The sequence below is a fragment of the Mycobacterium sp. NGS19 genome (genome assembly GCF_059813155.1).
On the sequence record NZ_JCALEB010000007.1, the window covers coordinates 157,789 to 178,552 of the forward strand.

Consider the following 20,764-nt stretch of genomic DNA (forward strand, 5'->3'; position numbering starts at 1 on the left):
GGGACGAGTTGGCCTGTAAGCCGGATTCTGTTCCACACCGTCGCGGCTGACCACGGCGGCGCGGCGGCGACCATCCATCTGGACATCCCGTCGCCGGGTGCCTCAAGCGGCCTACCCGCGTGCTCGGGCGAGCAACCCTCGGACGCACGCGCAGCCGCGGCTTTCGCCACGGCCTTCTTGGCCTTGCTTCGGGTGGGGTTTACCTAGCCATCCCGGTCACCCGGAATGCTGGTGCGCTCTTACCGCACCGTTTCACCCTTACCACCGCAAGCGGTGGCGGTCTGTTTTCTGTGGCACTTTCCCGCGAGTCGCCTCGGGTTGCCGTTAGCAACCACCCTGCTCTGTGAAGTCCGGACTTTCCTCGAGCCGTATTGCTACGACCCGCGGCCGCCCGGCCAACTCGTCCGCCCTATAAACGTACTGGGTCGAGCGAGTAATCCGCGAGCCTCAAAAGGGTGGCGGGTCGTCGTCGGCTTTGGCTTGTCGGCGCTTTTCGAGTTCGGCGAACAGCCATTGCTGGCGCTTGATGAGTTGCTCGTTGATGCGCCGTTCGGCGTCAATACGTTCGCGTCGTTCTTGTGTGCGAGTACGTCGGCGCCGCGGCATCATCAGCGCCCGACCCGGCCCGGCGTCGTCGGCGACGGTTGGCTTGACCGCGAATTCGCCTGTCGGCGTGCCCAATACGGGAAACAACGCCGCACCGTCGGGTGTGGTCGTGTAGGTGCGCCCGGACGGCGCCGTCCAGGTCACCGTGCCGTCAGGTGCTTGCTTGTCGGCCCAACCGCCCGCCCCCACCCAGAACGTTTTCAGCAAGTGATGCGCACGGCACATTAGTTTCAAATTTGACGGATGCGTCGGACCCGACGGCCACGGAATCGTGTGGTCGACATCGCAGATCACTGCCGGGGCGTCACAACCCGGGAACCGACACGTCAGATCGCGCGCCCGGATGAACGCCGCCAACCCCGCCGAGGGCCGATACCCCGCTTCGGCGGTGGTATTCGGGCCCGGAACCGCCAACGGCTTGAGCCGAGCCTGCGATGCCCACTCGCGCACCATGGCCGCCGGCACCACCCCCCGACCGGGTATGTGGCCGGGGGTATCGGACGTGCCGTCTACGGTGGACTGCTCGGCGAGCACTTGGATCACCACGCTCGCACCGGTGGGCCGGGCGGTCGCGCTGCACTCCTGCGAGCCGCACTCACAGCGCAACCCGTCCAGGCCGGCAGCCATCGCGCCCAGCGCATCGGAGCGGCGTTGATCGGCAGTGCGCGGATCGTCCGGGCATACCGTGGCGGCCAACTCATCCAGGCGCGCATCGATGAGGGCTCCGTCGGTGGCACGAACCTGTGCATACATCGACTCCAACCCGCCAGTCGCCGGCATGAACACCACATGGCGGTCCTCGGGGCGCTCGTGCGGGCGGCGCCGCCCCGCAGGATCCACTCGCTCCACCCACCAATCGATGCGCGCCTCGAGCTTGGGCCCCGACAACCGCGTCCAGCCCGGAGCGCGTCGCGCCAGCTCGGCATCTACCTTCGCCATCAACTGCGTGTCGGTGATCAACTGCACCCGGTTGACGATCGTGATCACCATCCGCATGTCGATCGCCCCGGTCACGAACACCTTCGCCAGCTGCGGCAGCTTGTCGCGCAACTCAATCGCGTACCGCAACTGCCCCCGCGCTCGGCCGCGGCTGATGCCCAACTCCGCGGCCACCTCTGCGGTCAAGCTTTCATATCCGTCGATCAGCCAGCAGGCGCGGTCGTCGCCATCCTCGGGCGCGCGTCGCGCATACAACTCCCCCATCGCCACCAACCGGCGCGCACACGCGGCGTTCTCCTCCACCGCAGCAGCCCCGATCGCCGCCACGACGCCCGCGTCGTCGACACCTGAAAATGTCTCGACCGGCGCACCCCGCACAGGTTCGAACATGCTTTCGATCATAGAAGTCGCCACCGACATCGCTGGCTTCCAGATCACCGTGGGACCCGCCAGGCCACTGGGTCGGCGGCCCACACCGAGTGCCCTGCACCTGTTCGGCGGCGCTCCTACACGAGCGCCGACGACGGCTTCAAGAAGACGTCGTTCAGCGTGACCGAGCGCAGCTGGCGGTCGCGAATCATGTCGACGAGCTGGCCGTAGACATGGGTGACCGGCTTGTGGTTGAGATGGCCGATCACGATGGTCTGCGGGGTGAAGTACTTGTCGGCTCGCTTGACGATGTAGTCCTCGGTGACGACGTTGGAGTCACCCAAGTCGCCCGACCACAGCGTCATCACCGTGTAGCCCAGTGCGGCGGCGGCCTGGTCGACGGGAGGGTTGCGGCTGCCGTACGGCGGCCGCAAGTACGGTCGGGCGTTCGCGCCGTACGTCTTTTTCAAGAACGTGTGATTGCGGCCGATTTCCTCGATCACCCGCTTTACCGGCAGCGTCGCCAGGTCCGGATGCGACCAGGTGTGATTCCCCAACTGGATCTGGCCCGACTCCACCAGCGGCCGCAACAGGTCCTTGTTGTCCGTCCACGAGCTGTAGCGGCCGTTGACGAAATACGTGAATCGCAGCCCGGTGTCCTTCGCGAACTGGGTATACATCCGCACCACGTCGCTGTCCACGCCGTCGTCGAGGGTCAGCGCCAGCGCGTCGCCGTTGCCGGGCAGACTCCACAATGCCCCGTTGCCGGGCAAGGTAATTCGCGACGCCGGCGGAGGCGGCGGCAGCAGCCCGGGCAAGCGGGCCGGCGCAGGCACCGGCACGGGATCCTTCGCCGCTGCCAGCACGCGCGGCGCCGTACTCACTTCGCAGCGGGCGATGCCGACACCCGACACGATCGCGACGGCAAGCCCAGCCATGAACCTGCGCCGGTTGAGCTCTGCCACAGGCGCGGACCGTATCACTGGTAACAACAAAAACAGCGGTCACACGCCGTTGTGAGACCGTATCTGCATGCACGACGAGATCGACCTGACCGACCTCGACCGGTTCGCGGCTGGTTTTCCGTACCACTGGTTCGACGAACTTCGGCGCGTCTCGCCGGTGTGGTTTCATCCGCCGACGCCGCACACGCCGGGCGGCGAAGGGTTCTGGGTGCTCAGCCGCTACGCCGACATCGTCGCCGCCGCGGCCGACCCGGCGACGTTCTCGTCGGAGACGGGCGGCGACCGCGAGGGCGGCGGCACGACGCTCGAGGACATGGCGCGCGACTGGGCAATCGGCGTCCTGCTCAACATGATGGACGACCCCCGGCACGCCAAATTCCGCCGGCTGCTGACGCCCAGCGTCGCGCCCAAGACCTTGGCGGCCATCGAGGAAGACCTACGCCGGCGCGCGAGTCAGATTGTCGACGCGGCGGTGGCCAAGGCGGACTGCGACTTCCTTGTCGACGTGGCGGCGGAGTTGCCGCTGCAGGCGGTGGCGCAGCTGGTCGGTGTGCCTCAAGAGGACCGCCACCAGCTGCTGAATTGGGCCAACGTCACCCTGGACTACGACGACCGCGAAGTCGGTGAGGCGACCGCCCGAACCCAGCAGGCGTCCGCGGAGATGTTCGCGTACGGCACGATGCTGCTCGAGCGCAAGCGCCGCGACCCTGCCGACGATCTGTTGTCGGTGGTGTCGCACGGGCTGATCGACGGCGAGCCGCTGTCCGAGATGGAACAGCACATGTTCTTCTCGCTGATCATCGCGGCGGGCAGCGAGACCACCCGCAACTCGATTGCGATCGGCATGATGGCGCTCAGCGAACACCCGGACGCGATGGAACGGCTGCGCAATGACCGCTCATTGCTGCCCCGAGCCGCAGAGGAGATTCTGCGGTGGGCGTCCTCGACGCCGTACAACCGCCGCACCGCCACCCGTGACGTCGAGATCGGCGGTCAGCAGATCAGAGCCGGCGACAAGGTCACGCTGTGGTGGGCCTCGGCCAACCGCGACGAGTCGGTGTTCGCCGACCCATACACCTTCGACATCACCCGAAATCCCAACCCCCACTTGGCATTCGGGCGCGGAACCCACTTCTGTCTGGGCGCAGCTCTGGCGCGGATGGAGATTCGCGTCGTGTTGGACGCGCTGCTGGACCGCGTCGCCGAGGTGTCACTTGCTGGACCGGTGGAGTATGTCCGCAGCAACAAGCACACCGGCGTGCGGCACATGCCTGTTCATCTGACGCCGTGCTAGCGCAGATGGCGTAGATAGTCGGTCTGGTTCACCAACCGGACCGACGCATTGCCGTCGGGGTAGAACTCGGCGATGGACAGCGACGCCAGATCGAGGTGCAGCCGGTACAGAATGCTGGATTCGGCGCCCAATGCCAGCTGCAGCATGGTCTTGATCGGCGTCACGTGCGACACCACAAGCACTGTGGCACCGTCGTTTTCAGCGATGATCCGGTCTTTGGCCCGACGAATGCGATGCTGCACGCTGGCGAAGCTTTCACCGCGTGGCGGGGCAACGCTGGTGTCGCCCAGCCATTTTCGGTGCAGTTCCGGATCGCGCGCGGCCGCCTCGGCGAATGTCAGCCCCTCCCATGCGCCGAAGTCGGTCTCGATGAGGTCGTCGTCGACCACGACGTCGACGCCGAGCGCCTTGGCCGCGGTGGCCGCGGTGTCGTAGGCACGCTGCAACGGGGAGGTGACCACTGCGGCGATGCCGCCGCGCTCAGCCACATACTCGGCAGCGGCTTCCGCTTGGCGCCGACCGAAATCGGTCAACGCCGGATTGCCGCGGCCCGAGTAGCGGCGCTGCACCGACAGCTCGGTTTGGCCGTGGCGCAGCAACAACATCCGCGTCGGAGCTCCCTGCGCACCGGTCCAGCGGGCAGGAGACGACGACACCGCAGTCTCAGGTGACGGTCGCGCCGGCGGGTCGGTGAGCTCCGCCGCCGCGTCCATCGCCTCGTTCGCCAGCCGGTCCGCATGCGAATTCTGTTCCCGCGGAATCCATCTGTACGAGACGGTGTCGAACCGGGCGGCAAGCTCGCGTGCCTCGCGATGCAGCTCGGCGAGATCCGGGTGCTTGACCTTCCAGCGTCCCGACATCTGCTCGACCACGAGCTTGGAGTCCAGCGCCACCTCGACGTCGCTGGCACCTAGCCGCACGGCCTCGGTGAGTCCCGCGATCAATCCGCGATATTCGGCGACGTTGTTGGTGGCGGTGCCGATCGCTTCCTTGATCTCCGCCAGCACCGTCGAGTGATCAGCCGACCACACCACCGAGCCGAAACCGGCAGGGCCCGGATTGCCGCGCGAGCCGCCGTCGGCCTCGACGATCACCTTCATGCGACCCTCAACAGGATCGCCCGGCATTCGGGACAGCGCAGAACCTCGTCGTCGGCAGCCGCAGAAATGCGGGCAAGTTCGCCGCGATCCAATTCGATGCGGCACGCTCCGCACCGTCGTCCCTGCAGCAATCCGGCACCCACCCCGGCCGTGGACCGTTGCCGCTCGTACAGCGCCACGAGTTCCGGATCCAGGCTCGCGACAAGCTCCGCCCTGCGCTGTGCGCGCTCTTCGGCGATTCGGTCGATCTCGGCCAGCGCCTCGTCACGAGACTGCTGGACAATGCCAAGCTCGGCCTGCCATTGGTCAATTTCGGCGAGCTCGCGTTTCTGGTCGAGCTGCAGCTTCTCGCGGCGCTCCATGACCTCCAGCAGCGAATCCTCGAGGCTGGCCTGGCGGCGCTGCAACGTCTCCAACTCGTGCTGTAAGTCGTTGAGCTGCTTGGCATCTGTCCCCGGGGACGCCAGCAGCTTGCGATCCCGTTCTTCCCGTTGCCGTACCGCTTCGATCTCACCCTCGAAACGACTTATCTGTGTTTGCAGGTCGTCGAGCGCAAGCTGCAGTGCGGCGAGGCGGTCGTTGGCGCTGCGCTGCTGCGACTGCAGTTCCTCATAGCGCTCGATCTCCGGGAGCCGCGAGCGACGGTGCGCGGCGCGTGCCAACTCGGCGTCGATCTCGACGATCTCGGCCAGCGACCGTTGTTGATCTACAGCAGCTTTCATCAGTTCACCTCCTCGACGTTCCAAGGGTCGGTGCGAATGTCCGATACCCGCACGGTCAGCGACTCGCCCAAAGAACTGCGCAATACTTCGGCCGCCTGAGCGCACCACGGGAACTCGCTTGCCCAGTGCGCGACGTCGATCAGTGCGACGTCGGATCCCCGACGATGTTCGTCTGCGGGGTGGTGGCGCAGATCGGCGGTGACGTAGACGTCGACGCCGGCGCGAGCCACCGCGTCGAGCAGCGAGTCACCCGCTCCCCCGCAGACCGCCACCCGCGATACCGTCCGGTCCGGATCTCCCGCTGCACGTACGCCCCACGACGTCGGAGGCAGGCCGCGGCGAACCCGGGACACGAACGCCTGCAACGGCTCTGGCGCGGGAAGCCGACCGATCCGGCCGAGGCCGACGTCACCGGGCAGCGGCGCCAGCGCGAACACGTCGAACGCCGGTTCCTCGTAGGGGTGTGCGGAACGCATCGCCGACAGCACCGCAGCGCGGGCCGATGCGGGCGCAATCACCTCGACCCGATCCTCGGTGACCTCCTCGACCGATCCGATGCTGCCGATGGCCGGCCTGGCCCCCTCGTGCGGCAGGAATTGGCCGATACCGGTCACACTCCAGCTGCAGTGCGAGTAGTCGCCGATCTGCCCGGCGCCGGCGGCGAACATCGCAGTGCGGACCGCGTCGGCGTTCTCCGGCGGCACGAACACCACCCACTTGTCCAGAGCCGGACCGTCCGACATCGGAGACAGCACGCCGTCCACCTCTACACCGATGGCCTGCGCCAGCGCGTCGGACACCCCCGGCGACGACGAGTCGGCGTTGGTGTGGGCGGTGAACAGTGCGCGGCCGGTGCGGATCAGCGAGTGCACCAGCGCACCCTTGGGGGTGCTGGTGGCGACGGTGTCGACCCGCCGTAACAGCAGCGGGTGATGCGCCAGCAGCAGGCCGCCGTCGGGTACCTCGGCAGCCACCGCGGGAGTGGCGTCGACGGCGACGACGACGTCGGTCACCACATCGCCGGGGTCGCCACACACCAGACCCACCGAATCCCACTCCTCCGCGAGCCGCGGCGGATAAGCCTGCTCCAGCACGTCGATGACGTCGCGCAGAAGCACACTCACGTCAGGATCTCCGCAAGCGCGGTGACCAGCGTTGGCCATTCCGGTCGTACCGCGGCACGCAGGTACTGCCCGTCGAGACCTTCGAACGTGTCGCAGCGACGCACGGCAATCCCCTTCTCGCGCAGCCGCTTTCGGGCTAAGTGCGCGTCGGGGACCTCGAACAGCACGAACGGTGCGGCGCCGTCGATCACCCGCACCCCGGAAGCGGTCAGCGCGTCGACCATTTCCGCGCGCATCGCACCCAACCTGCCCGCCTCCTTCTCGGCCTCCAGCACAGCGGCTGCGCAGTTGCAGGCCGTGAGCGCCTCGAGTTGTAACGTGCCCAACGGCCAGTGCGGGCGGGTGACGGCCAGCCGCTCCAGCACTTCGGGCGCGGCCAGGGCGTAGCCCACCCGCAGGCCCGGCAGCGCCCACGTCTTGGTCAAGCTGCGCAGCACCACCACGTCGGGCAGCGGCTCGCGCGCCAGCGACTGCGGCTCGCCGGGAAGGGCATCGGCGAACGCCTCGTCGACCACGACGATCCTGCCCGGACGGCGCAGGGCGTCGATCAGCTCCCGGGCGTGCAGGACCGCCGTCGGATTGGTGGGGTTGCCGACGACCACGAGGTCGGCCTCGTCGGGCACCACGGCGCCGCGAAGGCCGAACGGCGCGGCCAGCACGACGTTGACGACGGGAACGCCGGCGGCCGTCAGCGCGGCCGCGGGTTCCGTGAACGACGGCGCGATCACCGCGGCACGACGCGGCCGCAGATTGGCCAGCAGCGAGAACCCCTCGGTGGCGCCGGCGAGCAGCAGCACCTCGGCGGCGTCGCGGCCGTGCCTGGCGGCTACCGCTGCCCGCGCCGCGTGCTCGTCTTCCTGGCTCGGATACCGGCCCAGATCCGCCAGGCGGGCGGCCAACCGGTCGAGCAACCACGCCGGTGGCGCGGCGCCGCGGACGTTGACCGCGAAGTCCAGCATTCCGGGCGTCGCCGCCTGGTCGCCGTGGTACCGCACAGCAGAAACAGTAGTGCGCGGCGATCAGAGAGAATGGACGGGTGACCGCACGGCCGCAATTGACGATCGCACTGCGCGAGGTGCTCGGTGTCTGAGCCCTTGCACGTGACGTTCGTGTGCACCGGCAACATCTGCCGGTCGCCGATGGCGGAGAAGATGTTCGCTCATCAACTTCGCGAGCGGGGCCTGGACGAGCACGTGCGGGTGAGCAGCGCCGGCACTGGGGACTGGCACGTGGGCTGCGAGGCCGACGAACGCGCGAGCCGCGTGCTGCGTGCCCACGGCTATCCCACCGCGCACTGCGCCGCCCAACTCGACGACGACCACTTGGCCGCCGACCTGGTGGTGGCCCTGGGCCGCAATCACGCCCGGATGCTCGCTCACCTGGGCGTGCCGAGCGAGCGGATCAGACTGTTGCGCTCGTTCGATCCGCGATCGGGCGCGCATGCGCTGGACGTCGAGGATCCGTACTACGGCGCGCACGCCGACTTCGAGGAGACGTTCGAAGTGATCGAGGCGTCGCTGCCGGGCCTGCACGACTGGGTCGACCAACAGTTGGCCGCGCGGGGCGTGAGGCGCTGATGCGACGCTGGGCGTTCGTTTTCCGGCCGGGCTGGCTGGTGCTGGCCGTCGTGGTCGCGGCGTTCGCGTACTTGTGCTTCACGGTCTTGGCGCCGTGGCAGCTGGGCAAGAACACCAAGACCTCGCGTGAGAACAATCAGATCGCGGCCTCGCTGAATGCGGACCCTGTACCGCTCGTTTCGGTTCTGCCGCAGGCTGATTCGGCGCAGTGGCGACGCGTGACGGCAACCGGCCACTACGTGGCCGACGAGACGGTGCTCGCGCGCCTACGCGTGGTCGACGGGCAGCCGGCGTTCGAGGTGCTGACACCCTTCGCCGTCGACGGTGGACCTGTCGTCCTGGTGAATCGCGGCTATGTGCGGCCGCTGGAAGGCTCGCGGGTGCCGCCCATCCCTGCTGCGCCCTCGACACCGGTGACCATCACGGCTCGGCTGCGGGATTCGGAGCAGCGCGCCGACAAGGCACCGATCGTCGAAAACGGGCTGGCTGAGGTGTATTCGATCAACACACGCCAGGTGAGCGAGCTGACCGGGATCGCGTTGGCGGCCCCGTACCTGCAACTCGTGGAAAACCAGCCGGGCGGACTCGGCGTGCTGCCGCTGCCGCATCTGGATGCCGGACCGTTCTTGTCGTACGGGATCCAGTGGATCGCGTTCGGCATTCTGGCGCCGATCGGATTGGGCTACTTCATCTTTGCGGAGATCCGGCAGCGTCGACGCGAGAGCTCGGAGCAGCCGACGGCGCCGGTGACGGCTGAGGAGAAACTCGCCGACCGCTACGGCCGGAGGCGCTGACAGATGAGGTCGATGCGGCTTGCGCCGGCTACCGCCAAGAGCGCCGCAGCCGTCTGCACGATCCGCGACAACTGAACCGCCCGGCGCAGATCCGGCACGCCGGGTGGCACCCCGTCACCGAGGACGGGCCGGATGTCGAGTCCGTGCCGATAGCGGGTGGGGCCACCCAGCCGTATTCCGAGCGCGCCGGCGAACGCTGCTTCGACGACGCCGGCGTTGGGGCTCGGGTGCCGGCTGGCGTCGCGTCGCCAAGCCTGCACCGCGTGCGTCGGCGATCCACCGATCAACCGAGCGCATACGACGACGAGCGCCGCGGTCACCCGGGCGGGAATCATGTTGGCGAGGTCATCCAATCGCGCCGCGGCCCAACCGAATTGGGCATAGCGGGGCGAACGGTAGCCGATCATCGCGTCGAGCGTGTTGACCGATCGGTAGAGCAGCGCGCCGGGCAGCCCGCCGAGCATTGCCCAGAAGAGCGGCGCGACGTGCGCGTCAGACGTGTTCTCCGCCAACGATTCCAACGCCGCGCGGGCCAGCCCGTCGGCGTCCAGAGCTTCGGGGTCACGACCGCACAGCGACGGCAGGAGGTGGCGTGCGCCCTGGAGGTCACCCCCCTCCAGCGTTTCGGCCATCTGAGATGCCGTGCGCAGCAGCGACGTGCCGCCGAGCGCCGCCCACGTCGCGGCGGCGGTCGTCGCACTCCTGAGCCGGCCCGACAGGGTTTCGACGGTCAGGCTGACCGCGGCCACCGCGCCGAGCACCACACTGATGTGCGCCACCCCGGCCCAGCGCGCATCGCGGTAGGTGACGCGCTCCAACGCCGCGGCGCTTGCACCGAACCCGGCGACCGGATGGAAACGCCGCGGGTCGGCGAACACCAGGTCCGCGAGCCAGCCGGCCGAGATGCCGACGGCCCTGTGCCCAAACATTCCGGCAGCGTCTCACATCGTGATGTACTGCCTCTTGTGAAGCGCCGCCCGCAGCGAGTCGCCGATTTGTTGAACCCCGCGGCATTGCTGCTGCCGGCGGCGAACGTGATCATGCAGCTGTCGGCGCCGGCCGTCGGCTACGGAGTGCTGGAGAGTCCGGTGGACTCCGGCAACGTGTACAAGCATCCGTTCAAACGAGCCCGCACCACGGGGACCTATCTGGCGGCGGCGACCGTCGGCACCGATGAGGACCGCGAGGTGATCCGGCGTGCCGTCGACACCGCCCATGCGCAGGTGCGCTCGACGAAGCAAAGCCCGGTGCGCTACAACGCTTTTGACCCCAAGCTGCAACTGTGGGTGGCGGCGTGCCTGTACCGCTACTTCGTCGACCAGCATGAGTTCCTCTACGGGCCGCTCGACGACGACGCCGCCGACGCGGTGTACCGCGACGCCAGACGGCTCGGCACGACGTTGCAAGTGCCGGACAGCATGTGGCCGGTGGACCGGGCCGCGTTTGACGAGTACTGGAAGCGGTCGCTGGACGAGCTGAGGATCGATCCGCCAGTGCGTGAGCACCTCTACGGCGTGGCCACTTTGGCATTTCTGCCGTGGCCGCTGCGAGTAGTCGGCGGTCCCCTCAACCTGTTCGCCACCACCGGCTTTCTGCCGCCGGAATTCCGGGCCCACATGCGGTTGTCCTGGAGTGCCGGACAGCAGCGCCGGTTCGAACTGCTGCTCACCGGATTGCGGTTGGCCGACAAGGTGATTCCGCGGCGGCTGTGGCTGCTGGGCTATCAGATGTATCTGCAGGACATGAGGTCTCGGCACAGAAAGGGTCGGCGTGTTGTCTAGTTTTCCGGGTCTCGCGCACGTCGCGCTCACCGTAAAGGACATGGAAGTCAGTGGTCCGTGGTATCGACGGCTGCTCGATGCGGAGCCGGTGCTCGACGAGCACACCGACGCCGGATTCCGACACCTGGTGTGGCTGCTCGACGGCGGCACGCTGCTGGGCATCCACCAACATGAGCGCGGCGTGCCGGACGAGCGATTCACCGAGTTCCGGGTCGGCTTGGACCATGTCGGCTTCGGCGTGGCCGATCGCCGTGAACTCGAGAAGTGGATGGAACGGCTCAACCAGCTCGGAATCAGCCACGGCGGGATCGTCGACGCCGGCTACGGATCCGGGTTGAGCTTCCGTGACCCCGACGGCATAGCCCTGGAGTTCTTCGCTCCGCCGGGTTAGAGGCCGCCGCCATGTGGGTAAAGGGGGGCCATGCCGTTAGCTGACAACACGGCATTCGCGGGGTACACCATCCTGCGACTCTTGGGGTCAGGAGGGATGGGTGAGGTTTACCTTGCCCAGCACCCCCGTCTGCCTCGCCAGGACGCCCTCAAGGTATTGCGCGCCGACATCTCCGCCGACCCCGACTACCGTGAGCGATTCCACCGCGAAGCCGATTTGGCCGCCAAGCTGTGGCATCCCCACATCGTCGGCATCCATGACCGCGGCGAAAACGATGGACGGCTGTGGATCTCGATGGACTACGTCGACGGCACCGACGCGGCCCGCATGTTGCACGAGCGGTTTCCCCACGGAATGCCGGTGGTAGCGGTACGAGAGATCGTCACGGCCGTCGCCTCCGCGCTTGACTATGCCCACGCCCGAGGCCTTCTGCACCGCGATGTCAAGCCGGCCAACATCTTGATCGCCGAGCTCGATGACGGCGAGCGGCGAATTCTGTTGGGCGACTTCGGCGTGGCAAGAGACCTTGGCGAGAGCAGCGGCCTGACGGTCACCAACATGACCGTGGGCACGGTGGCCTACGCCGCTCCTGAGCAGTTGACCGGTGCACAGCTCGACGGGCGCGCGGACCAGTATGCGTTGGCAGCCACCGCTTTTCACCTGCTCACCGGGGCCCATCTGTATGCACACTCGAATCCGGCCGTGGTGATCGGTCAGCATCTAAACGCCCAGCCGCCACGGTTAGCCGACCGTCGCCCCGAGCTGGCAGCGCTTGATCCGGTGCTCGGTAAGGCACTTGCGAAGGAACCCCACGCTCGATTTCCGTCGTGCATGGAATTCGCACGGGCGTTGGCGAATGCTGAGACCACGGGCACGCAATGGTGGGCGGCCGCGCCGACGGGCGTCGCACCACCGCCGCCCCCCGCGCCGACGAAGCGGTGGCCCGTGGCCTTGGCCGGAGTTGCGGTGTTCCTGGCGTTGTGTGTGGTCGCATACCTTGCCGTCAGAGTCTTCACGAAACCTGCTGAACCGCAGACGTTCACGATGACGGGCACCGTCCATATCGAGGGCAGTATCGACACCATGGGCCTGCCGTCGGGATATCGATGTGCCGGTGCGGGCAGTCGGGCAGACGTCGGGCCCGGCGCTCCGGTGACCGTGGCGGACGAGGCGGGAAAGCTCTTGGCCAAGGGCACATTCGAAAGCAGCTATCTGCTGCGCGACTCCTGCAATCTTCAGTTCAGAATCGCCGACGTGCCAGATGGGGCCAAGTTCTACCGCGTGCAGGTGGGCCGTCAGGGCGAGTCAACGTTCACGGAGGCCGAAGCCAAAGCGAGCGTCGACATTTTGCTGGGCCGTTCCGAGCCGGGCGCGGCGTCGACGCCCACCACGTCGGCGTCGTCGCCGACATCCACGCCCAGCACGTCACCTACGCCCAGCCCGGTTGATGCACAAACCGCCGCCTATAACCGGCTCGTTGCGCTCGCTGGCAGCGACCGGTCCGAAGTCTTACGGGCGCTCACTGAGCGCTGGGTTCCGCAACTGAGTTCGAAGTACCTGGGGCTCCGCGCCGAAGGGATCGAGTGGGACTATGTGGCAATCCTCAACGATCACCTTCAACTTCGCCAGGCTTACCCCGACGTCAAGCTGCTGTGGTCTCCTGACTGGACCACCTTCGACACGGACCACCAATACTGGGTCACGGTAGCCGGGCTCTGGTCTTACGACTTCCGCGACGTGTTGGCTTGGTGTACGCAACATCGCCTCGACGACAACCACTGCTACGCCAAGTTGATCAGCACCACGCATGGTGTCAACGGCAGCACAAAACACAACTAGCTGAAGATCTGGTTTGGAGCATCACATGCCATTGCGTCGCGTCGACCCGACACCTCCCGACAGCGCACTGAAGCGCAGGCTGAACGACTTCGCGCGTTCGCGAGCCGGGCAGTTCATCGCACGCCACATTGCGTCGAAAACTGACCCGTGGCTTGGCCGCATCACCAATGGCCGGGTGAGCTGGGGCATGTTCAACGTCCCCTCGGCAACCCTGCACATGCGCGGCGCCAAGACCGGCCAGCCACGGCAGACCCAACTGGCTTACTTTCACGACGGCGATGACGTGATCGTCGTCGCGTCCAACTACGGGCGCGACAAGCATCCGCAGTGGTACTACAACCTCAAGGCGCATCCCGAATGCGAATTCGGCGGGGAGGCGTTCCGCGCCGAGGAGGTCACCGATCCCGCCGACTACGAACGCCTCTACAGGCTCGCCGAGCAGTACTACGAAGGCTTCGCCGATTACAAGGCGAAGACCGCCGCGGTAGGTCGGACAATTCCGATTTTTCGGCTGACCCCGACGTAGGGGCGGACTGGCCGGCCGGTGGTGTAGCGGAGGAAACTCTCATGCGTTACCGCGGAGGCAACCACCGCGAATTGACTTAATACAGCAGCATTGTCCGAAATTCGGCTTGTCGGATTCTGGCGCGTGGTACAAGTGCCGAGGGGTCAGTCGAGCGCAGCCATCCGAACAGAGCCGGGCTGCGTGTGCTACATGCGGACGGTTCCACGACGTCTGCCCAATTCACTAACAAGCTAGGAGCAACACATGAAGCGAGCATTGGTCGTCGCGGCCAGCGCCGCGCTGATCAGCGGCGGCGTGGCCATCGGCGCCGCCGCCCCCGCCAGCGCCTGCGTATGGGACGCCAACTGGTTCTTCTTTCATCAATGCAGCTCACCGCCACCGGCTGACCCGTTGCCGCCGGAGCAGCAGCAGGCGTCACGGACCAATCCCAACGGCGTGCCGTGGAAGTGGTGGGACAACGCCGGCGAGCACGTCTGCCCGCCGGAGTGCCTGTAGCCGGTCGACCGTGGGTCGGCGCCATGCGGTTCACGGCCCGCGACTCTGATGTGGGCGCGGACGGTATCGAACCGCCGACCGCTGGTGTGTAAAACCAGTGCTCTACCACTGAGCTACGCGCCCCGTGCCGGGAGGCTACCGGCTGCGCCGTCGGTGTGGAAATCCGCTCGCTCGTCGCCGACGACCGATCGCTAACGGCCGCCCCACACCGGCGTGTCGCCGTACAAACCCGCACGCTCGCCGAAGGGAGGGCGGGACGTCACGACGGCAGCGCCGCCAGTGCTTCCTTCCACAGCCGTTGGTCGCGCGGCTCGCCCGGCTGCTTCATCTCCGCAAACCGGATGATCCCTTCCCGGTCGACCACGAAAGTGCCGCGGTTGGCGAAACCGGCCTCTTCGTTGAACACCCCGTACGCCTGCGCCACCGCGCCGTGCGGCCAGAAGTCCGACAGCACCGGGAAGGTGTAGCCGCTTTCGGTGGCCCAAACCTTGTGCGTCGGAGGCGGTCCCACCGAGATCGCCAGCGTCTGCACGTCGTCGTTCTCGTAATCGGGCAGATGGTCGCGGATCTCGTCGAGCTCGCCCTGGCACACACCGGTGAACGCCAGTGGGAAGAACACCAACAGCACGTTCTTGCGACCGCGGAAATCCGACAGCGTCACCGGCTGCTGGTTCTGGTCGCGCAAGGTGAAATCGGGGGCCTGGCTACCCACGTCCAGCATTAGCGTTTCCCTGCCCGTGACTTCGGCTGCACCAGCCGGCTTGCGCTCCAGTCGCCGAGGTTCGCCGAGGACGTCTGCATCAGCCCCGCTGTCGGCGCCGACTCGGCGATCTCGGCCGGCACCACATGACCGGGTTTGCCGGTCTTCGGCGTGAGCACCCAAATGACGCCGTCGTCGGCCAACGGCGTGATCGCGTCCATCAACCTGTCCACCAGGTCGCCGTCACCGTCGCGCCACCACAGCAATACGACGTCGACAACCTCGTCTGCGTCTTCGTCGAGTAGCTCAGAGCCGCAGGCCTCCTCGATGTCGGCACGGATGTCGTCGTCGACGTCCTCGTCCCACCCCAACTCCTGAACAACCTGATCTTTTTGGATGCCCAGCCTGCGGGCGTAGTTCGGGGCGTCACCCGCCGCCACCACCGTCGAGACCTCCTCAATACGCGAGCCCTGTCCGCCCTATCGTCGCACGCCAGGCCGCAGCGCCCTAGCATCATCGGCCAGTTTGCTCAGTGCGAACCGCCGCAGGTGTCCAACGCGATCTCGTTGGCGTTGTTGAACCGGTCCACTTCGGCGTTGAATTCCTGCTGGCCATAGCGTTCGGCGATGGCTTCGGCGACCGCACGTGTGGCGTCCACCCAAGCCGTGAACGCGTCGTGCATATGAGGCAACAGCGCGGAATCGAGAGTGCTGGCCACCTTGTCCGCGGCGCCATTGAGCGTGTCAACGGCGGCCTGGCCCTTCGCGACCACGTCCCCCTCGTTGCGCGTGGCCACCGCGTTGACATACGCGTTGATGGCCGTCACGGCGTCGACGCTGGTGCCACTGAGCATTTCGCACGCGTTCGCCACGGCCTCAGCGGTCAGCGACTCCTGTCGAGTGGACTCCCGCTCGCTCGCCGACGCCACCGCCTGCGACGACGACTCCGCCACCCAGCTGCGATAGCTGCGAGCGTCGGCGCTGTCGACGGTCGGTTCTCCGCGCGTCATGGTGGTGCAGCCGACCACCACCATGACCGCCGTGGCAGTCAGCCCGGATGCCAGAGCACCGACTCGCCATCGCCGCATCGCGCGGACCCCCGCCACAGCGGATGAGGTTACCGGCTGGCGCCCGCGACAACCCGAAAATTCCGGGGCCGGTGCACGTGGGGCACGATAGGGGCACGATAGAGGTTATCCGTGCACCGCCTGACGAGGAGTAGTGCGTTGACCACCGAGTTCGCGCGCCGTGACCTAGCCCAAAGCTCAAGCGGCTCAAGTGATTCCGACCGAGTACGGGTAATCCGGGAAGGCGTCGCGGCATACCTGCCCGACATCGACCCGGAAGAAACCGGTGAATGGCTTGAGTCATTCGACGACGTTTTGGCGCGCTCCGGTCCGGCGCGTGCCAGGTACTTGATGCTGCGGCTACTGGAACGCGCCGGCGAACAACGCGTCGCGATCCCGGCCCTGACGTCCACCGACTACGTCAACACCATCCCCACCGAACTCGAGCCGTGGTTCCCCGGCGACGAGGAAGTGGAACGTCGCTACCGGCGCTGGATTCGGTGGAACGCGGCGATCATGGTGCACCGCGCGCAACGACCGGGAGTCGGCGTCGGCGGCCACATTTCCACGTATGCGTCGTCGGCGGCCCTGTACGAAGTCGGCTTCAACCACTTCTTCCGCGGCAAATCGCACCCCGGCGGCGGCGACCAAGTGTTCATCCAAGGCCACGCCTCCCCCGGCATCTACGCCCGAGCCTTCTTGGAAGGCCGGCTCACCGCCGACCAGCTCGACGGATTCCGACAGGAACATAGTCATCCAGGCGGGGGGCTGCCGTCGTATCCGCATCCCCGGTTGATGCCGGACTTCTGGGAATTCCCGACGGTCTCGATGGGCCTGGGCCCGCTCAACGCGATCTTCCAGGCCCGGTTCAACCACTACCTACACGACCGCGGCATCAAGGACACCTCCGACCAACACGTGTGGGCGTTCCTCGGCGACGGCGAAATGGATGAGCCGGAGAGCCGCGGCGCCGCGCATGTGGCCGCGCTCGAGGCGCTGGACAACCTCACGTTTGTCATCAACTGCAACCTGCAGCGCCTCGACGGGCCGGTTCGCGGCAACGGCAAGATCATCCAGGAGCTCGAGTCGTTCTTCCGCGGCGCCGGCTGGAACGTGATCAAGGTGGTGTGGGGCCGAGAGTGGGATGCGCTGCTGCACGCCGACCGCGACGGCGCGCTGGTGAACCTGATGAACAGCACGCCCGACGGTGACTACCAGACGTACAAGGCCAACGACGGGGCCTACGTTCGTGAGCATTTCTTCGGCCGCGACCCGCGCACGAAGGCACTGGTGCAGAACATGTCCGACGACGAGATATGGAGCCTCAAGCGCGGCGGCCACGACTACCGCAAGGTGTATGCCGCCTACCGCGCGGCAGTGGAACACAAGGGCCAGCCCACCGTGATTCTCGCGAAGACCATCAAGGGCTACTCGCTGGGCAAGCATTTCCAGGGCCGCAACGCCACCCACCAAATGAAAAAGCTTGCGCTGGAGGATCTCAAGTACTTCCGTGATGCACAACGAATTCCGATCTCCGACAAGGAACTCGACGAAAATCCGTATCTTCCTCCGTACTACCACCCTGGACCCGACGCGCCGGAGATCCGCTATCTGCTGGATCGTCGACGCGCACTGGGCGGCTTCGTACCCGAACGGCGCACCAAGTCAAAGGCTTTGACGCTCCCACCGCGCGATACGTACAAGTCGGTCAAGAAGGGTTCGGGCCACCAAGAAGTGGCCACCACGATGGCGACGGTACGGGTGTTCAAAGAACTGTTGCGGGACAAGGAGATTGGTTGGCGGATCGTCCCCATCATTCCCGACGAGGCACGGACCTTCGGCATGGACTCGTGGTTCCCGTCGCTGAAGATCTACAATCGCAACGGCCAGCTCTACACCTCCGTCGACGCCGAATTGATGTTGGCGTACAAGGAAAGTGAGGCCGGCCAAATCCTGCACGAGGGCATCAACGAGGCCGGCTCGTCGGCGTCGTTCATCGCCGCGGGAACGTCGTACGCGACACACAACGAGCCGATGATCCCGATCTACATCTTCTATTCGATGTTCGGCTTCCAGCGCACTGGCGACAACTTCTGGGCTGCCGGCGACCAGATGACCCGCGGCTTCGCACTGGGCGCCACGGCGGGCCGCACGACGCTGGTGGGCGAAGGGTTGCAACACAACGACGGTCACTCGCTGCTGCTGGCGGCCACCAATCCCGCTGTGGTGTCCTACGATCCGGCATTCGCCTTCGAAATCGCCCACATCATCGAAAGCGGGTTGGCCCGGATGTACGGCGAGAACCCGGAAAACGTCTTCTTCTACCTCACTATCTACAACGAGCCTTACGTACAGCCGCCCGAGCCCGAGGACCTGGACGTCGAAGGCCTGCTTCGGGGCATCTACCGCTACCGGCCCGCGCCGGAAGAGCGTAAGTATCCCGCGCAGATCCTGGCCTCGGGAGTCGCGATGCCCGAGGCGCTGCGGGCCGCCAAGCTGCTCGCCGACGATTGGGACGTGGCCGCCGACGTGTGGTCGGTGACCAGCTGGGGGGAACTCAACCGTGAAGGCGTCGAAATAGAGAAGGAGAGGCTGCGCCACCCGGACCAGTCGCCGCGAGTGCCCTACGTGACCCAGGCGCTGGCCGAGGCCCGCGGGCCCGTCGTCGCGGTGTCCGACTGGATGCGAGCCGTCAGCGAACAGATCCGGCCCTGGGTGCCGGGCACTTACATCACGCTGGGCACCGACGGCTTCGGGTTTTCCGACACTCGCCCGGCCGCCCGGCGTTTCTTCAACACCGACGCCGAGTCGATTGCGGTGGGCGTGCTCGCGGGTCTGGCGCGGGACGGCGAGATCGACGCGTCCGTCGCCGCCGAGGCTGCCCGCCGCTACCGCATCGACGACGTGCTCGCAGCACCGGAACAGACGTCCGACCCGGGTGTGGCTTGATCCGGTCGCAGCGAGTTCACCGCTGTGGCGTGGTAAAAATCCGAGCGGAGCTTCGGCCCCATTGGAAGGTCTCTCCAGGAGAGAAGCGTAACTTTTAGGGATGCCCGACAATGATCGGCCGGCACCGCCGAAGTCGACGCTCGAGCTGCTCGACAACGTCCCCGATTCGCTGCTCCGCAAGCTCAAGCAGTACTCCGGCCGGTTCGCCACCGAGGCGGTCGCAGCCATGCAGGAGCGGCTGCCGTTCTTCTCCGAACTCGAGGCCTCGCAGCGGGCCAGCGTGCACCTAGTGGTGCAGACCGCGGTAGTGAACTTCGTCGAGTGGATGAGTAACCCCAAGAGCAACGTCAGCTACACCGTGCAGGCGTTCGAGGTGGTGCCGCAGGACCTGACCAAGCGCATCGCCTTGCGGCAAACCGTCGACATGGTCCGGGTCACCATGGAGTTCTTCGAAGAAGTGGTCCCGATGCTGGCCCGCTCCGAGGAGCAGGCGACCGCGCTGACGACCGGAATTCTGCGGTACAGCCGCGACCTGGCGTTCACCGCGGCATCCGCGTACGCCGACGCAGCCGAGGCCCGCGGCGCCTGGGACAGCCGGATGGAGGCCAACCTCGTCGACGCCGTCGTGCGCGGCGACACCGGTCCCGAGTTGCAGTCCCGGGCTGCGACGTTGAACTGGGACACCACCGCGCCGGCCACGGTCGTGGTAGGCCTGCCCAGAGCCGACCGCATCGACCTTGCCAGTGACGACGTTCGCGAGATCGCCGCACGCCATAACCGCGCCGCGCTGTCGGACGTGCATGGCACCTGGCTGATCGCAATCGTCTCAGGACCGCTGAGCGCGACGGACAAGTTCCTGCGCGAGCTCGTCGACGTCTTCGCCGACGGACCGGTAGTGATCGGACCGACGGCACCGACCTTCACCGCCGCACACACCAGCGCGACCGAGGCGATCGCCGGCATGAACGCGGTGGCCGGCTGGAGCGGTGCGCCTCGGCCGGTGCTCGCCCGCGAGCTGCTGCCGGAGCGGGCGCTGCTGGGCGACGCGTCCGCGATCGCCGTGCTCGACGCGGAGGTGATGCGGCCGCTGGCCGACGCCGGCCCCGCCCTGACCGAGACGTTGGACGCCTACCTGGACTCGGGCGGTGCCATCGAGGCCTGCGCGCGGAAACTGTTCGTTCATCCCAACACGGTGCGATATCGGCTCAAGCGGATCACCGACTTCACCGGGCGCGACCCCACCACCCCGCGCGACGCCTACGTGCTGCGGGTCGCCGCGACCGTCGGCCGGCTGGCGTCGCAGGCCACGAACCGCGGCACGGTTTATCAACCCGCTGTGGCGCACGTCACGCCGGCTCGAGGGGTGCATCGGGCGGGTTGAGGGTTGCATTTCGATTGCAATGGAGTCGCATCACATGCGGATTTGTGGAGCCTCGACAAAAACCTAAGACGAGGTTCATAATCTCTTACACCGCGTAAAACCACTTTCACAGTGTTCTCTTAATCCGTGCCTCAAAATCCGTCGGC

At 66.7% G+C, this 20,764-nt stretch carries 19 protein-coding genes, 1 tRNA gene, 1 other RNA gene and 1 pseudogene; 10 read left to right on the forward strand and 12 right to left on the reverse strand.

The window, feature by feature from the left end:
* From rnpB to AC5Y4N_RS19820, 3 genes are all read right to left on the reverse strand, one after another.
* Window positions 1–403, reverse strand: an RNA gene (gene rnpB, locus AC5Y4N_RS19810) — RNase P RNA component class A.
* Between the two features lie 44 nt (window positions 404–447).
* Entirely contained in the window at window positions 448–1,935 is a 1,488-nt protein-coding gene (locus AC5Y4N_RS19815; protein WP_499912117.1) for an HNH endonuclease signature motif containing protein, read from the reverse strand.
* Between the two features lie 116 nt (window positions 1,936–2,051).
* Window positions 2,052–2,852 carry a polysaccharide deacetylase family protein gene (locus tag AC5Y4N_RS19820; RefSeq protein WP_499912149.1) on the reverse strand — a complete coding sequence of 267 codons (801 nt, stop codon included), beginning with the start codon at window positions 2,850–2,852 and terminating at the stop codon, window positions 2,052–2,054.
* A 94-nt stretch (window positions 2,853–2,946) separates the two neighbouring features.
* Between AC5Y4N_RS19820 and AC5Y4N_RS19825 the strand changes: the two genes are divergently transcribed.
* Window positions 2,947–4,173 carry a cytochrome P450 gene (locus AC5Y4N_RS19825; protein ID WP_499912114.1) on the forward strand — a complete coding sequence of 409 codons (1,227 nt, stop codon included), beginning with the start codon at window positions 2,947–2,949 and terminating at the stop codon, window positions 4,171–4,173.
* Here the strand turns inward: AC5Y4N_RS19825 and AC5Y4N_RS19830 are convergent.
* The 4 genes from AC5Y4N_RS19830 to cobC are packed head-to-tail and all read right to left on the reverse strand — an operon-like array spanning window position 4,170 to window position 8,114.
* Window positions 4,170–5,273, reverse strand: coding sequence for a bifunctional RNase H/acid phosphatase (locus AC5Y4N_RS19830; protein ID WP_499912112.1), 1,104 nt, complete (start codon window positions 5,271–5,273; stop codon window positions 4,170–4,172). The two genes, AC5Y4N_RS19825 and AC5Y4N_RS19830, sit on opposite strands and share 4 nt — an antisense overlap.
* Window positions 5,270–5,995 (reverse strand): zinc ribbon domain-containing protein, encoded by a 726-nt coding sequence (locus AC5Y4N_RS19835; protein WP_499912110.1) that lies wholly within the window; start codon window positions 5,993–5,995, stop codon window positions 5,270–5,272. The genes AC5Y4N_RS19830 and AC5Y4N_RS19835 overlap by 4 nt, the downstream gene beginning before the upstream one ends.
* Window positions 5,995–7,119 carry a Nif3-like dinuclear metal center hexameric protein gene (locus tag AC5Y4N_RS19840; RefSeq protein WP_499912109.1) on the reverse strand — a complete coding sequence of 375 codons (1,125 nt, stop codon included), beginning with the start codon at window positions 7,117–7,119 and terminating at the stop codon, window positions 5,995–5,997. The genes AC5Y4N_RS19835 and AC5Y4N_RS19840 overlap by 1 nt, the downstream gene beginning before the upstream one ends.
* Window positions 7,116–8,114, reverse strand: coding sequence for an Rv2231c family histidinol phosphate aminotransferase CobC (gene cobC / locus AC5Y4N_RS19845; protein ID WP_499912107.1), 999 nt, complete (start codon window positions 8,112–8,114; stop codon window positions 7,116–7,118). The genes AC5Y4N_RS19840 and cobC overlap by 4 nt, the downstream gene beginning before the upstream one ends.
* Before the next feature lie 87 nt (window positions 8,115–8,201).
* Between cobC and AC5Y4N_RS19850 the strand changes: the two genes are divergently transcribed.
* Together AC5Y4N_RS19850 and AC5Y4N_RS19855 are read left to right on the forward strand one after the other, a co-directional pair.
* Window positions 8,202–8,696 carry a low molecular weight protein-tyrosine-phosphatase gene (locus AC5Y4N_RS19850; RefSeq protein ID WP_499912105.1) on the forward strand — a complete coding sequence of 165 codons (495 nt, stop codon included), beginning with the start codon at window positions 8,202–8,204 and terminating at the stop codon, window positions 8,694–8,696.
* Entirely contained in the window at window positions 8,696–9,490 is a 795-nt protein-coding gene (locus AC5Y4N_RS19855; protein WP_499912103.1) for an SURF1 family cytochrome oxidase biogenesis protein, read from the forward strand. The genes AC5Y4N_RS19850 and AC5Y4N_RS19855 overlap by 1 nt, the downstream gene beginning before the upstream one ends.
* Here the strand turns inward: AC5Y4N_RS19855 and AC5Y4N_RS19860 are convergent.
* Window positions 9,472–10,419: a cobalamin biosynthesis protein gene (locus AC5Y4N_RS19860; protein ID WP_499912102.1), complete on the reverse strand. Its 948-nt coding sequence runs from the start codon at window positions 10,417–10,419 to the stop codon at window positions 9,472–9,474. The two genes, AC5Y4N_RS19855 and AC5Y4N_RS19860, sit on opposite strands and share 19 nt — an antisense overlap.
* 36 nt (window positions 10,420–10,455) lie before the next feature.
* Here AC5Y4N_RS19860 and AC5Y4N_RS19865 point away from each other — a divergent pair, with 36 nt between their 5' ends.
* From AC5Y4N_RS19865 to AC5Y4N_RS19885, 5 genes and pseudogenes are all read left to right on the forward strand, one after another.
* On the forward strand, window positions 10,456–11,271 hold the full coding sequence (locus AC5Y4N_RS19865; protein WP_499912099.1) for an oxygenase MpaB family protein: 816 nt from the start codon (window positions 10,456–10,458) through the stop codon (window positions 11,269–11,271).
* Window positions 11,264–11,662, forward strand: coding sequence for a VOC family protein (locus tag AC5Y4N_RS19870; RefSeq protein WP_499912097.1), 399 nt, complete (start codon window positions 11,264–11,266; stop codon window positions 11,660–11,662). Before AC5Y4N_RS19865 ends, AC5Y4N_RS19870 begins: the two co-directional genes overlap by 8 nt.
* Before the next feature lie 30 nt (window positions 11,663–11,692).
* A pseudogene (locus AC5Y4N_RS19875) lies at window positions 11,693–12,718 on the forward strand (serine/threonine-protein kinase); the annotation flags it as partial.
* An 808-nt stretch (window positions 12,719–13,526) separates the two neighbouring features.
* Window positions 13,527–14,027 carry a nitroreductase/quinone reductase family protein gene (locus AC5Y4N_RS19880; RefSeq protein ID WP_499912095.1) on the forward strand — a complete coding sequence of 167 codons (501 nt, stop codon included), beginning with the start codon at window positions 13,527–13,529 and terminating at the stop codon, window positions 14,025–14,027.
* 243 nt (window positions 14,028–14,270) lie between these two features.
* On the forward strand, window positions 14,271–14,522 hold the full coding sequence (locus AC5Y4N_RS19885; protein WP_499912093.1) for a hypothetical protein: 252 nt from the start codon (window positions 14,271–14,273) through the stop codon (window positions 14,520–14,522).
* Window positions 14,523–14,573: 51 nt separating this feature from the next.
* On the opposite strand, the gene AC5Y4N_RS19890 is transcribed toward AC5Y4N_RS19885, so the two are convergent.
* The 4 genes from AC5Y4N_RS19890 to AC5Y4N_RS19905 form a co-directional block, all read right to left on the reverse strand.
* A tRNA-Val gene (locus AC5Y4N_RS19890) sits at window positions 14,574–14,645 on the reverse strand.
* 136 nt (window positions 14,646–14,781) lie between these two features.
* Window positions 14,782–15,243: a peroxiredoxin gene (locus AC5Y4N_RS19895; protein ID WP_499912091.1), complete on the reverse strand. Its 462-nt coding sequence runs from the start codon at window positions 15,241–15,243 to the stop codon at window positions 14,782–14,784.
* A complete protein-coding gene (locus AC5Y4N_RS19900) occupies window positions 15,243–15,665 on the reverse strand; it encodes a DUF3052 domain-containing protein (protein WP_499912089.1) in 423 nt (140 codons plus the stop codon). The genes AC5Y4N_RS19895 and AC5Y4N_RS19900 overlap by 1 nt, the downstream gene beginning before the upstream one ends.
* 86 nt (window positions 15,666–15,751) lie before the next feature.
* Window positions 15,752–16,327, reverse strand: coding sequence for an Rv2240c family protein (locus tag AC5Y4N_RS19905; RefSeq protein WP_499912087.1), 576 nt, complete (start codon window positions 16,325–16,327; stop codon window positions 15,752–15,754).
* A 120-nt stretch (window positions 16,328–16,447) separates the two neighbouring features.
* Between AC5Y4N_RS19905 and aceE the strand changes: the two genes are divergently transcribed.
* Together aceE and AC5Y4N_RS19915 are read left to right on the forward strand one after the other, a co-directional pair.
* The gene (gene aceE / locus AC5Y4N_RS19910; RefSeq protein ID WP_499912085.1) at window positions 16,448–19,237 is read left to right on the forward strand and encodes a pyruvate dehydrogenase (acetyl-transferring), homodimeric type; all 2,790 of its coding nucleotides are present in this window, start codon (window positions 16,448–16,450) and stop codon (window positions 19,235–19,237) included.
* Window positions 19,238–19,337: 100 nt separating this feature from the next.
* Window positions 19,338–20,618 carry a PucR family transcriptional regulator gene (locus AC5Y4N_RS19915; protein WP_499912083.1) on the forward strand — a complete coding sequence of 427 codons (1,281 nt, stop codon included), beginning with the start codon at window positions 19,338–19,340 and terminating at the stop codon, window positions 20,616–20,618.
* Window positions 20,619–20,764 lie beyond the last annotated feature (146 nt).